The 12758-nt window shown below is 53.1% G+C and carries 11 protein-coding genes; 4 read left to right on the forward strand and 7 right to left on the reverse strand.

The annotated features are described in order from the left end of the window. The first annotated feature begins 11 nt into the window (after positions 1 to 11). Positions 12 to 635, forward strand: a complete 624-nt coding sequence (locus ACFSSA_RS00950) for a hypothetical protein (RefSeq protein WP_386817892.1) — start codon at positions 12 to 14, stop codon at positions 633 to 635. Here ACFSSA_RS00950 and ACFSSA_RS00955 read toward each other — a convergent pair. The 3 genes from ACFSSA_RS00955 to ACFSSA_RS00965 form a co-directional block, all read right to left on the reverse strand. Further along, positions 632 to 1549, reverse strand: a complete 918-nt coding sequence (locus ACFSSA_RS00955) for an AAA family ATPase (RefSeq protein WP_386817893.1) — start codon at positions 1547 to 1549, stop codon at positions 632 to 634. The genes ACFSSA_RS00950 and ACFSSA_RS00955 overlap by 4 nt on opposite strands. Continuing rightward, positions 1546 to 2127 (reverse strand): phosphoribosylglycinamide formyltransferase, encoded by a 582-nt coding sequence (purN, locus tag ACFSSA_RS00960; RefSeq protein ID WP_386817894.1) that lies wholly within the window; start codon positions 2125 to 2127, stop codon positions 1546 to 1548. The genes ACFSSA_RS00955 and purN overlap by 4 nt, the downstream gene beginning before the upstream one ends. Before the next feature lie 83 nt (positions 2128 to 2210). Further along, complete coding sequence (locus ACFSSA_RS00965; RefSeq protein WP_386817895.1) at positions 2211 to 2984, reverse strand: IclR family transcriptional regulator; 774 nt, start codon at positions 2982 to 2984, stop codon at positions 2211 to 2213. Positions 2985 to 3173: 189 nt separating this feature from the next. On the opposite strand from ACFSSA_RS00965, the gene ACFSSA_RS00970 reads away from it, so the two are divergent. The 3 genes from ACFSSA_RS00970 (at position 3174) to ACFSSA_RS00980 (ending at position 7800) form a co-directional block, all read left to right on the forward strand. Next, the gene (locus ACFSSA_RS00970; protein ID WP_386817896.1) at positions 3174 to 4970 is read left to right on the forward strand and encodes a cytochrome c peroxidase; all 1797 of its coding nucleotides are present in this window, start codon (positions 3174 to 3176) and stop codon (positions 4968 to 4970) included. Positions 4971 to 5104: 134 nt separating this feature from the next. Continuing rightward, positions 5105 to 5539: a hypothetical protein gene (locus ACFSSA_RS00975; RefSeq protein WP_386817897.1), complete on the forward strand. Its 435-nt coding sequence runs from the start codon at positions 5105 to 5107 to the stop codon at positions 5537 to 5539. Then, entirely contained in the window at positions 5536 to 7800 is a 2265-nt protein-coding gene (locus ACFSSA_RS00980) for an HzsA-related protein (RefSeq protein ID WP_386817898.1), read from the forward strand. The genes ACFSSA_RS00975 and ACFSSA_RS00980 overlap by 4 nt, the downstream gene beginning before the upstream one ends. Positions 7801 to 7930: 130 nt before the next feature. Here ACFSSA_RS00980 and ACFSSA_RS00985 read toward each other — a convergent pair whose 3' ends face one another. The 4 genes from ACFSSA_RS00985 to ACFSSA_RS01000 form a co-directional block, all read right to left on the reverse strand. Beyond that, on the reverse strand, positions 7931 to 8527 hold the full coding sequence (locus ACFSSA_RS00985) for a hypothetical protein (RefSeq protein ID WP_386817899.1): 597 nt from the start codon (positions 8525 to 8527) through the stop codon (positions 7931 to 7933). 336 nt (positions 8528 to 8863) lie between these two features. Next, the gene (locus tag ACFSSA_RS00990) at positions 8864 to 9835 is read right to left on the reverse strand and encodes a sulfatase-like hydrolase/transferase (RefSeq protein ID WP_386817900.1); all 972 of its coding nucleotides are present in this window, start codon (positions 9833 to 9835) and stop codon (positions 8864 to 8866) included. A 15-nt stretch (positions 9836 to 9850) separates the two neighbouring features. Continuing rightward, positions 9851 to 10786 carry a kappa-carrageenase gene (locus tag ACFSSA_RS00995; RefSeq protein ID WP_386817901.1) on the reverse strand — a complete coding sequence of 312 codons (936 nt, stop codon included), beginning with the start codon at positions 10784 to 10786 and terminating at the stop codon, positions 9851 to 9853. A gap of 119 nt (positions 10787 to 10905) precedes the next feature. Further along, positions 10906 to 12735, reverse strand: a complete 1830-nt coding sequence (locus ACFSSA_RS01000) for a sulfatase-like hydrolase/transferase (RefSeq protein WP_386817902.1) — start codon at positions 12733 to 12735, stop codon at positions 10906 to 10908. Positions 12736 to 12758 lie beyond the last annotated feature (23 nt).

Here is a 12758-nt window from a genome sequence, read left to right on the forward strand (position 1 = left end):
GCTGAAATCCTATGACTCCGCACCCTCCAGCACTTCCGCGTTCTCCCCAGGATCTGAAGAAGGAATCGAAACTCGATACTCTTTCGGTTCTGCACTACGTCATGAGTGGCCTCAACCTACTGATGGTTCTTTTCATCATCCTTCATGGATTGATCATGATCACCGTTTTTTCCTCCTTTATTGCTACCTCTGGCGTGGCAGAACCGGGCAGGAGCCCGAGGGCCGTTGGCTTGGATGAATTGCCTGCGCCTCAAACGGCGAACTCTGGTATTGCCGGTGAAAAAGCTCCGGAGCTAGCCGAAGAAAACGAAACGACCGGGGTAACAGAACCGCCATCCACGACGCCCGCCGCAGGAAACGGACAGTCAGCCGAGCCTGATATCCCAAAATTTGTGCTACCTATCATGTATCTGTTGTATTTTACCCTGGGGCTGGCTGGGGCGGCTCTGGCAGTGGGTAACTTTCTTTCCGGAAGGTATCTGAAACGTCGGGAAAAGCGCAGGTTTTGCACCGTGGTTGCCGCAGTCAATTGCCTGCATTTTCCTTTGGGGACAGCTCTGGGAGTCTTCACGCTAGTGACACTAACCGGCCCGGAAATGGATGAACTCTATGCGGCTCATTCAAAAGCCCGCTAGGGAATGGCGGTGACGGCCAAGGCGTGCTCAATAAGCTCCATCGAGTCATGATCCTGTTCGGATAAAATTCTATGCCGCATCACCGGGGCAAAGATGGCCTGCACGTGGTCCGGATAGACTGCCGGCGCTGATTCCAGAAACGCATTAGCCCGGGCTGCTTTCAAAAGGGCCAGCGAGGCGCGGATCGAGACACTCTGGTCAGAGCCTGCCAGCTTTCTCAATTCCTCGCAGAGTGTGGTTATATAAGCCGCGATGGGTCTCGAAATCGGCAAATCCGCAGCTTTTTTCTGAAGCTTCAGGATGGTTTCCGCGTCGATTTCCAACGGAGCCGATTTTACCTCGCCGCTTTTTCTGGAAGCGTGTGCCATGACGATCTCGATCTGCGTGGCGGCATCCGGCAGTGACATTTCCATAGATAGCAGGAATCTGTCCAGCTGTGGCTCGGGAAGCGGGAAGGTGCCTGTCGTGTGGGTATCGTTCTGGGTCGCGATGACAAGAAACGGCTTGGGTAATTGATGGCTCACTCCGTCGATGGTTACCTGGCCTTCGTTCATGCTCTCCAGGAGGGCGGATTGGACACGCGGTGAGGTCCGGTTGATTTCATCTGCCAGCAGGCAATTTGCAAAAACGGGGCCGGGAACAAATTCCATGCTATCCCGGCTGGCGCGGAAAAGGTTGTAGCCGAGCAAATCCGCTGGAAGCAGGTCCGGAGTGAACTGAACCCGTTTGAAAACGCCTCCGATGGAGCTTGCAAGAGTGTGGGCAAGGGTTGTTTTCCCGATTCCAGGCGCTCCTTCTATAAGGACGTGGCCATCGGCCAAAAGAGCGGTCAGAAGGAGCTTCGCGGAATTTTCCGAGCCGATTACCGTCTCGCTGAGAAGGCGAAGCAGTGGGTCAAGAGCGAATGGGTTCATAGATTGTTCTCACTGGCAAACTTGCTGATGGCCTCCGGATAGAGCTGATGCTCGACGATCTGGATTCTGGCATGGAGTGTTTCGGCGGTATCGTAGGGGAGGATCGGCACGACTTCCTGCTCCAGAATCGGGCCGGTATCCATGCCGGCATCCACCAGATGGACGGTGACGCCGGTTTCCGGCGCGGCGGCATCGATGGCCTGCTTCCACGCTTCCATCCCGGGAAATGCAGGTAACAGAGAGGGATGGATATTGAGAATGCGCTGGTGGTAGGCATCTAGCAGAGGCTTTTTTACCAATCTCATAAAACCGGCCAGACATACGAGATCAACACCTGCGCGTTTCAGCTTTGCGGCGGTTTCTTCCTGCGCCTCCTCAGGAAAGCGCGTGCGATGGGGTGAGCAATCGATGACCTCGGTATGAATTCCCTGGGATCTTGCCCTTTCCAGAATGAAAGCATCCGGATTGTCGGATAAAACGATGGCGATTCTCGCACGGAGTTTACCTTTCTGGATGGCATCAAAAATCGCCTGCATGTTTGAGCCGGATCCAGAGCCGAGTATTCCAAGAGTGAGCATGCCTCTGGTTTAAACGACAGCCCGGTTCTGCCAAGAAGCAAGTTCCGCGGATTTCTCCACGTTTCTATGGCTTCCCTGTCCCATCAGGGCAGCAAAAAACCAAATTTCCGAGAAATTTTCTCTGCGGTGGAGAGCAGCTTTGCTCCGATATCCTCGAAACGGTCTGCTGTGATATTGAATGAGCTGCCGGTGGCCCAGATCATGGCAATCGGGTAATTGCGGTGATCACGGATAACCGTGCCGATGCAATGGCAGCCTTCGAATTCTTCTGCCATATCGATCGCGTAGCCACGTTTGCGGATGATTTCCATTTGCTCACGCATTGCTTTTTTTGTCGTGATGGTGCGGCTGTTGAACTTGACCATGTTCAGCTTCGACATCAATTCCTCTGCTTCCTCCGGCGGAAGAAACGCCAATAATGCCTTGCCGGGAGCCCCGGAATGGAGATTAAAGCGAGTGCCAAGATCGACGGAGAATTTAAACGGAGAGCCCCCGATGGCTTGCTCCAGTATCACTCCCGTGGTGCCTTCCAGAACGGCGAGATAAATGGAGGCATTGACCTGATCGCGCAGCTCGCGCATTTCATCTATGGATTTTTCCACCAAGTGTGAGTCTCCCATGGCGCTGGCTCCGAGGATCATCATTTTCCGGGTGAGGTAATAGCAACGGGAAGTTTCGTCGCGTGCGATGTAGCCTTCTTCCATCAAGGTCATCGTGATCCGGTAAACGCTGTTTTTGGAAATCGCCAAGGCATCAATGAGTTCTTTCTGCGTCAATCCCTGGGGCTTTTCAGAGAGCATTTGGAGAATGCTCAGCGCTCTTTCTAGATTGGGGACGTGGAATTTACTCTCTGCCATGGTATGGGAAGGCATTAGTCGCCGCTGAGCGGACAGGTGTCCCGCTTTATTTTATGGAACGGAGTCAATTTGGAAAAAAGACACAAATTTAGACTTTAGGGATAGATTTGTGACCTTTCGCCCGGTATAAATCCTGAACGTATTTTAGAGAAAAGTCGTTCTCTTCCCGAAAATAGCTCCGCACCAACTTTGAAAATTATACTCCATCTGGCGATCTTTGCCTGCTCCGCATTTGTTGCGGCGGCGGAGATGTATCTATCTCCCGTGGATCTCGATGTGCTGGGAGAGTCCCGGCTTTTCGTCACCTGCGGAACAGGGAAGCGGCTGCTTGAGATGGATGCGGAGAGCTTGGAGGTGACTAGACAAATCGACTTTCCGGCGGAATTGACCGCCACTGCAATCTCGGCGGATGGGAGCACGTTTTATGTAACGGGAGGTGTTGCCGACGGAAAAGTTTTCATCGTGGATGCCGCCTCTTGGAAGATTACCCACACAATTGCCGCCGGGCACAGTCCGATGGCACCAGTGCTTTCGGCGGATGGCGCGAAGCTCTATGTATGCAATCGGTTCTCGAATGAAGTCTCAGTTTTCGATACCCGGTCGCGGAAACTCATTTCACAGATTCCGGTCGGACGGGAGCCGGTTTCAGCCGACTTGTCAGCTGATGGAACGATTTTGTTTGTGGCGAATCATCTCCCGGAAGGTCGCGCCGACACGGATTATACCGCCGCTGAAATATCAGCGATTGACCTTGGCCGGGAAGAAGTCGCGACAATTCCGCTGGTAAACGGAGCCGGCGGTCTGCGTGGCATCAAGGTCTCGCCGGACGGGAAATTCGTTTTGGCCACTCATTACGTGGCACGCTTTCAGGTTCCCTTGACCCAATTGGAGCGAGGATGGGCATCCACGGATGCGGTGAGTGTGATCCGCGTCGCCGATAGGGCTTTGCTGCACACGGTTTTACTGGATGACCTGATGTTGGACTTTCCAACCCCCTGGGCGTTGGATTTTTCAGCCAATGGAAAAAAAGTGATCGTAAGTGCCGCAGGTAGTCAGGAGATCGGAGTGGTGGATTTTCCGAAATTGATCGAAAAGGCGGAGAGAGAAGCGGAAGCGGGGAGGTCGATGCAGGTGAGCAACGACCTTAGCTTTGCCTCCGGGATAAGAAAGAGAGTCACCCTGAAAGGAAACGGGCCGAGATCGCTATTGGTGAGTGGTCGGAAAGCTTACGTGGGAGGCTATTTCAGCGACTCTGTGGAGGTCGTGGAATTTTCGGGAGATCCCGGCGGAGAGCATCGGATCCAGGCACTGACTTCCGGACACACGCCGGATATGGCGAGACGCGGGGAAATGCTTTTCAACGATGCGCGCTTGAGTCTCCAACAGTGGATGAGCTGTGCAACCTGTCATCCGGACGGGCGCAGCGATGCGCTGAATTGGGACCGGAGCTATGACGGAATCGGGAATCCAAAGAATGTGAAAAGCGTTTTGAATGCCGACCGGATTGCTCCGACCACGTGGATGGGGCTTTTGGACGACAGCCATGCAAGTGTCCGCTCGGCGCTCAGAAAAACCTTGTTTTCCGCGGCCCCGGAAGAGGATGCCAGAGCGCTGGATGCGTATATCGCGTCGCTGCAGCCGGTGCCCAGCCCGTATTTGGAAAATGGTGAGCCGAGTGTTTCGGCGCGTCGGGGGAAATTGCTCTTTGAAGAACTCCGGTGCGCCGGATGTCACTCCGGCGAGCTGTTTACGGACGGCAATCCGGAAGATGTAGGCACAACGGGAGCGGGGGTGGATCAGGACATGGAGGTTGTGACTCCGGCGCTGACCGAACTTTGGAGAAATGCCCCGTATCTGCACGATGGACGCGCGGCTACCGTGCGCGAGATCATCACCACCGACTCCCATGCGGATATGAAAAAACGAGCCGGAAATCTAGAAGAGACCCAGATCGATGACCTCACCGAATATTTGCTCTCACTCTGATGACAGACCCGATGATTTTCAGATCGTGAACCCTTCCATTTCCAGTAGAATAGAATTTCCCGGAATCTGAATTTTTGTGGGAATACCCAAGCCCTTAGACCGCAGCCGTTTCAAACCAAAATACATCGAAGACCATGAAACCCTTTAGAAATTACCCCAGACGCTGGCAGGATGCAATGGCAGCCACTGCCATCTTTGCAATGGCTTTGACAACGGTGGGCAAGGCTGCCCAACAACAGCCACAGCAGATCAACACGCTCCGCTCCCTGCATGATGCCATCACTTATCTTTCCTCCACGTTTGGCGAGGCGTATCCGAATGGCGGGGAATATCTCCGGCGCCTGGAAGAGATCACGGATGCTACATCGGATGAATACAGGGCATTGCAGCGGGAGGCTCTATTGAATCATCCGGATGTCATCGGGCATGACTGGTTGATTGAGGTGAGGGATCAGTATTGGCGAAATCACGGCCCGATGAATACTCTTTTCCAGAACGGAGACGATCATCGGTTGGGAGGCGGCGGGGTGAAAAACTGGAGCAGCATAGGCGGGGCCGGCTGGAGGTGATATCGATTGGTGAGGATGGAATCGCGAAGCGGAAAAAAATCCTGGGTGAGGAGAAGGAGGGTATTTTCAGGGATGCGGATATCAGCTTCGACGGGAAGAAAATCCTCTACAGCATGCGTCGCTCCAAAGGCGATGACTATCATCTTTATGAAATGGATGTGGACGGTGGAAATGTAACGCATCTCACCTTTGGCAGCATGATTGCGGATGTGGATCCGATCTATCTGCCGGATGGAAAGATTCTTTTCAGCTCCACCCGGGATCCGAAGTTTTGTCAATGCAACCGGCATATATCCCAGAACCTCTTCCGGATGGATGCGGATGGAGCAAATATCCTTCAGGTCAGTGGCAATGGTCTTTCGGATTTCCACTCCAGCTTGATGCCGGATGGCCGGGTGATGTATTCCCGCTGGGAGTATGTGGATCGCCACTTCGGACCTTCGCTCGGGCTATGGACCAGTAATCCCGATGGCACCCGGCATGCGCTCTTCATGGGAAACAACGCGTGGAGCCCCGGCTCCATGTTGGATGCCCGTGTGATCCCCGGGACAGACAAAGTGGTCTGTATTTACGGGGCGACTCATGATTTGCCGTGGGGCGCGATGGTGGTTGTCGATCGGTCCAAAGGAATGGAGGGCACCGAGCCAATTGATCACATGTGGCCTGACTCGGCGAGAAGGTTGGTCGGTGAGAACAACGATGCCTATAACCAGTCTCTTCAAAACCGGCGCTCTGTGGATAAGATGAGGAACATGAAAGTCCGCTACGAGGATCCGTTTCCTGTACATAATTTGAAGGAAGGAAAGGGAGGCGGTTACTTTTTTATGGTCTCCAAGTCGCTCAGCCCTGAAGTGACTCATTCATACGGAAAAGTGCCGAAGGGTTCGGGGAAAATGGGAATCGTGCTGGCTGATGTGTTTGGGAACGAAGTTCTCGTTTATGAATCAGGTGATCCGGTTCTCGGGACCTTCGGGGCGCTCCCGATTGGCCCACGGAAGGTGCCGCCTGCCATTCCAGACACCGTGGATTATACGAAAGATCACGGTTTTCTTTACGTGAATGATGTATATCTGGGCACGGGCAAAGAAATGGCCGAAGTCGAGCGAGGCAGCATCAAATACCTGCGGATTATCGACGCTCCGGCACGGCGCACCTACGATGAACGCGGAGTTTGGAATGTGGATGCCCAGCAGGTGACTGCGATGAACTGGAATCTCACGAACAACAAACGCATTCTGGGAGATGTTCCCGTTGAGGAAGACGGCTCGGCATTTTTCAAAATCCCGGCGGATACATTTGTTCAAATTCATGCGCTCGACGAAAATAAGCAGATGGTGCAAGCAATGCGCTCGGGGACGATCGTCCGCCCCGGTGAAACGCAGGGATGCATCGGCTGCCATGAGGACCGGGTGAGCGCTCCGAGCGCTACGAACGCGGTGCCGCTGGCCACGAAACGCGCTCCCAGTGAGCTGCAGGCATGGATCAAGGGCAAGGATGTCAAAAAGCCGGAACCGTTCAACTATCTCACGGAAGTTCAGCCGATTTTCGATAAAAACTGTATATCCTGCCACGATCATGGAAAAGAGGCCGGCGAGATTTTGAATCTTTCCGGGGATCTGAGCTTTCCATTTAATGTATCCTATCACGAGCTGATGGTTCGTTCCGGAGCCCGTTATTCGGGACCGGAGGAGAAGATGGTGAACTTTGTGGGAGACGGGCCGCCGGGTGTTCTCCCGGCATTCGCCTGGGGTTCCCACCGCAGCAAGCTGGTGCGCGTGCTCAAGGAAGGGCATCATGGCGTGGAACTCTCTGATGCCGAGATGCAGACGATCACCGGCCGGATCGATGTGAACGCGGTTTATTACGGAAGTTATACCTCCTACTATCCGGGGCGTAATCCGATACTTGCCCTGAAAGATGGTAAGAAGAAAAACGACCTGGTTTTCGGAGACCTGGCGGAAGCGGGGAAAATGAAAGAACATATCCTTGGCAAAGGGCACTTGGTGAACTTTAGCCGTCCGGAGCTTAGCCCGGTGCTGGATATGAAAAGGAATCCGGAAGAACGCGCCCTGGCATTGTCCTATATCAAGGAGGCGGGAGAGCTATTGAAGGAAATACCACGTGAAGATCAGACCAATCTTGAAGTGCCCAAATCTGCGATGGATCTCCACAATCTCGGACGTTTGGGTGCGACAAAGCATGAAAATGCGGAGTCCGTGAAGGCCTACATAGACGGAATCAAATACTACCAATTCAAATAAGAAGTCAAAAGCAGTCTATCCGCGTGAATCTTCGGTTTTAACCGGGCCCCCAGTGGGATTTTCTACTCTGAAACGGAGGAGAAAATTTCCGGTTTCCACCCTTTCACCATGAGAGGGTGGAGTCATGTTTTTACAGCTGCGGGATGATATCCGCGGGAATATCCAGCTGCTTATCGTCGGCACCCAGGGAAAAATCACTGATGTGGAAGGTGTTTTCCTGCTTCCAGTCCACCTCGAGCCTTCTGTCGCCGAGAACGATGTTCCCAAGTTTTTGGCGGAAAAAGTTCACTAGCTTTTCGTAGCGGGCATCGCCGGCAAGGTTGTGGCGTTCCATCGGATCAATACGGAGATCGAAGAATGCGATTTCGACTTCGTTCGGAGAGGCTTCCAATGCCCAGCGGATATTTTCGCCGGGAGCGTGCCCGTATTTGTCACCCGGTTTGCCATTTTTCTCCCGTGTGCGCATGGAGAAGGCAAAATCATTAGACCGGAGATATGCCCGCGGACCGTAAACGTGGTTCATTTCGCCTAGCACATAGGCGAGTTTTTTTGCTGAACCTGCGACAACCTTTTGAAGCGGCCGCCCATCGAGGTGGGAATATTCCGGCTGTGTCACGTCCAGGCCGGCAGCAGTGTAAATGGTGGGGGCGAAATCGACAAATTCGATAAAATCCCGGTTCACCGTGCCCGGAGGAAAAGCGGTTTTATCTGACGATACGACGATCACCGCATCGTGGTTCGAGGTATCGTAGGGTCCGAATTTTGCCTCGATTCCCTGTTCTCCGAGGTGCCAGCCATGATCGCCGCAGACATAGATGATGAGATAATCCCTTCCCTACTTTTGGCTGAAATCCTTGAATTTCTCCACGGCTTCTCCGACGAGTGAATCGCCGAATGTGCAGAAGGCATAGTAATCGCGGATGGCCTGTCGTTTCTGAGCTGGTTCAAGATGATCAAAACGATTTTTTTCGTGAAGGATCTGAGCTGACGAGGGAGGACTTTGAGTTCCTCCATGCTGAATTCCGGAATCTCATATTGCTTGCCTTTGTAAAGGTCTCGAAATTCACGCGGAGGAAGAACCGGAGTGTGGGGGGAAGTGAAACCCGAGATTGAGAAACCCAGGCTTCTTCTCCGGAGGTCCGTGGGTTTTCAGTCCGTAAGCGGTTTCGTATCCACGGCCGGGATGATCCAGGAATCGTTCAAACTCTCCAACCGTCCATCCGTCCAGGGTTTTGTCCGGCGTCTGGGTGCTTTCGCCTCCGATGATGTGCCCGCCATCCGGAGAGGAATAGAGAATTTCCTGTTCGCGCTCGATTGCGGTTTTCAGTTGCTTCTCGGAGGCTGGTATTTCAGCCGGGGCTGGCGCTTCGGAATGCTTTTTTCTTTTTCCGCCATCTGCTGACGTCTCATCGCCGGAGAGATATGCTTTGACGCTGCCGTCGGGATAGAACCAGCGCTCTTCGTTTCCCACCGGTTGGGATTTTCCGTCGATTTTTGCGTAGCGCTTGTCGCGGAAATAATCGGTGAGTCCATTCTTCTGAAGACTGTTTTTTGCATCCACTTCAAAATCCCAGAAGCCGATGTTGTTCCAGGTAACTCCAGGGCCCCATTTGAAGATGTAATAGCCGGTTTTTCCGAAAACGGCTGTGCTATAGCCTGTATCCCGCATGACCTCCGGGACAACAGGTTTGAAGGTAGAGACCGCATTATGGGTCTGTTCAAAGCCGTAGATCCCGCTACGGAATGGGTAGCGGCCTGTGATCATTGAGCCACGGGAAGGGGCGCAGGCCGGAGAATTGCAATAAGCGCGGGTGAAAAGAACACCTTCCTGCGCCAACTTATCGATCTCCGGTGAGGAGACAAAACCAAGTGGACTTTCCTCCCTGCCCGTTACCGCACGATTGTAGCATGCGAGCGAGTCCGGGCGCTGATCATCCGTGATGATCCAGAGAATGTTTGGCGGTTCCCCGCCGGATTGGGCAAAGCCTACCGATGGGGAAAGGATGAGGAGTGCAAGAAGGTGCCTGAGTATCATAAATCGTTGCGGGAGTTATTCCCGGGTCCAGCAGCGGACGTAGTCGACCTCCATGTGGGTAGGGAAGCCTTCCGGCGTCGCATTTTCCGGGACTGGTTCACGGCCGTCCTCACCAGCCCATGCGATGAGGGGAGGGCGGGCTTCCATGGTGAAGGTGACGGTCATCGGCAGGTGCCAGTAGAGATTTTCCGCTTCGGCGACTTTGATGCCATCGATATACCACGTGATCTTCTCCGGAGTGTTCTCGCAGGCATAGATGTGGAAATCATCGCGTGGATCCCACGGGGCCATGTAGCTGTGCTTGCAGAGATCCGGGAGGTGCTGGGGACGTTGCCAGATTTCTTTGCCGTCTTTGATGATGCGGGTGTGGAGGTTGCAATCAATCTGATTGGGTGGGCTTCCGCCCTTCAGTTCTTTTTCATAGCCGTTTTGGAGCATCTCCACGATATCGATCTCGCTATAGGTGACGTGCGGATACTTTGGGTTGGTGGCACCGCCGGTGCTATACAGCCAGAAGGCCGGGCAGAGACCGGGGAAACGGCTACAGCCTTTGATGCGTGTCTCAAAATAACCGTAGGTTGTGCGCTTGGAGGACTGGAGGATGCCAAATTTGTAGAAATACTCTCTACCCTTTTTATCGGTATGGGGCTCGTAGGTGGCCTTGATGATCAGATTGCCGTCTTTCTGGAAGACGTTTTCCGGAGTCCAGGCACGCTCGCCCCAAGGGGCCAGTCTGTGATGCCATTTGCCGGAGTTGATCTCTGGCGCATTGAAATCATCCGTCAATTCCGGATCCAGAATCCACTTTTTGGAAGTGTCTGGTTCTTTCAGGAATGGCTGGGGGGTAGTTGTTTTTTGCTCTGCTTCCTGGGCAACAAGCGGGGTGGTGAGTGGCAGGAGCAAGGCGGAAATTGCTATAAAAGCAGGCTTCAATAAGGAGTGTAGACTCATATGCGTGAGGTGATTGGTTTCGATAAGTGGTTGTCCATAGTCCCAAGTGTAACGGGAATGATACACTTGAGACGTTGGCAATCGAAACGATCTTGCAAATTGTCTACAATATTTTCGAATTATTGGGTTTTCGCCTCCAGCTGGGGAAGCTCCAGGATGCCATCATCAGCACCCGGAGCAAAATTGCTGAGGACGACTTCATCTCCTCCTGCTCTGCTCCATTTCACCTCAACACGACCGTCTCCGAGGACGATATCCTGGAGCTTTTTACGCATCGCATCGATCACCGGACGATAGTATGGATCTGCCGCGAGATTGTGGGTTTCATCGGGATCGACCCGAAGATCGAAAAACATCGGATCAACCTTATCCAAATCCTGTTTCAAAGCCCAATCGATGTTCTTTCCATCAATATTTTTAGGACGGATTTTCATGGAGAATTTGTAGTCCTTGGTGCGGATGAGCGCGCATGGGCCGATTACCGGAGTGGGCTCCGCAATGGTGTAGTCTCGGGGAGTATCTTTTCCACTGGCTACCAGAGCGAGATCCCGGCCATCCAGATAATCATACTCAGGTTTTGAGATATCGATTCCCGCTGCTGCGAAGAACGTAGGTGACATATCGACAAAGGTGGTGAGATCGGTAACGACCTTGTCCGCCGGGAACTTCGTTTTATCGGAAGATGCCACGATGATGGGGTCTTTGAGATCTGTATCGAACGGGCCGAATTTTTTGATCATCCCGTGTTCGTTGAGTCTCCAGCCGTGGTCGCCGCAAACGTAGAGAACCAGCCAGGGTCTTTGTTGGGACTCGGAGTATTCGATAAAAGCATCGACTGTCTTGCCGACGAGAGAATCGCCATAGGCACAGAAGGCAAAATAATCGGAGATCATCTGCTGTTTCTCCTCGCTGGTGTAGTGGTTGCTACCGGCCGTCTTGTAGAGCTTCTGGATCTGGGGAGGGAAATTCTCCAGTTCTTCCGAGGAAAATTCCGGGACATCATAGGTGAAGCCGCTGAACATTTTACGGAACTCCTCGGGTGGGAGCACAGGTGTGTGTGGGAAATCGAAGCCGCAGTGAACAAACAGTGGCTTGTCGGTGGCAGGTCCCGCAACTTTCTTCCCATTGACGGTCGTGAACTTCTGATCCGGATGTTTCAGATAGTCTATAAGGGAGATGCTGAACGATCCGTCTCGGGTTTTATCACCGGGCTGGGGATTGACTCCACCTATGATTTCTCCATCAGCAACGCCTTTTTCGGAGCTCTGACCCGGACGGTAGTCGCGGAATAAGTCCAGTTTCCTGGCGATGTCCCGGTGAGTGGTGGATTCAGGCTCCGGCTTGTCTGTCCAAACGGCTACATCTCCGTTTTCAAAATAGAAGGTCTCGGTCTTCTCTTTTGTTTTCCAGTCGGTCTCATTGCTCCAATCGATCAGTTTTTTCGTGGCAAATTCTTTGCGGTAACCGAGATCGACATCGTAAAGTTTGCTCGGCTCCCCTTTTTTGAGATCCTCCACATAGCGGATCCCGCGTTTTCCCACGGTCACAGTCTGGTAACCTGCCGCATCACGCATTACCTGCGGGACGAGCGGATGCCAGTGTTCCATCCCTTTGGGATTGTAATACTCAAAGCCATAAACGCCCGTGCGGTGCGAATAGCGACCGGTGTGCATGCTTGTGCGGGACGGGGCACAGCTGGGGTTCTGGTTATAGGTATTGATATAGGTCGTGCCCATTTTCGCGAGCCGATCGACATTCGGAGACATGACTTTGCCCAGCGCACTGTCATCACGATCGTGAACCATGCGGTTGAAGGCATTGATGGAGTCCCAGCGCTGATCGTCCGTGATAACCCAAAGGATATTGGGGGCTTTGGGCTCGGCCGCTTTCAAGGAGGTGGGAAGGACCATACACAGGAGTGCAGGCAGGTATTTTGGAAGAACTTTCATGGATAAAGAATGTGAGTGATGAG

This window comes from Luteolibacter algae (assembly GCF_042683045.1).
In the GTDB taxonomy this organism is placed as follows: Bacteria; Verrucomicrobiota; Verrucomicrobiia; order Verrucomicrobiales; family Akkermansiaceae; genus Luteolibacter; species Luteolibacter algae.

Excerpts from the sequence above, each read along its gene's own strand:
- purN (WP_386817894.1), bottom strand. The coding sequence starts at position 2,127 with ATGCTCACTCTTGGAATACTCGGCTCTGGATCCGGCTCAAACATGCAG.
- ACFSSA_RS00965 (WP_386817895.1), bottom strand. The coding sequence starts at position 2,984 with ATGGCAGAGAGTAAATTCCACGTCCCCAATCTAGAAAGAGCGCTGAGC.
- ACFSSA_RS00990 (WP_386817900.1), bottom strand. The coding sequence starts at position 9,835 with ATGATACTCAGGCACCTTCTTGCACTCCTCATCCTTTCCCCATCGGTA.
- ACFSSA_RS00950 (WP_386817892.1), top strand. The coding sequence starts at position 12 with ATGACTCCGCACCCTCCAGCACTTCCGCGTTCTCCCCAGGATCTGAAG.
- ACFSSA_RS00995 (WP_386817901.1), bottom strand. The coding sequence starts at position 10,786 with ATGAGTCTACACTCCTTATTGAAGCCTGCTTTTATAGCAATTTCCGCC.
- ACFSSA_RS00975 (WP_386817897.1), top strand. The coding sequence starts at position 5,105 with ATGAAACCCTTTAGAAATTACCCCAGACGCTGGCAGGATGCAATGGCA.
- ACFSSA_RS01000 (WP_386817902.1), bottom strand. The coding sequence starts at position 12,735 with ATGAAAGTTCTTCCAAAATACCTGCCTGCACTCCTGTGTATGGTCCTT.
- ACFSSA_RS00955 (WP_386817893.1), bottom strand. The coding sequence starts at position 1,549 with ATGAACCCATTCGCTCTTGACCCACTGCTTCGCCTTCTCAGCGAGACG.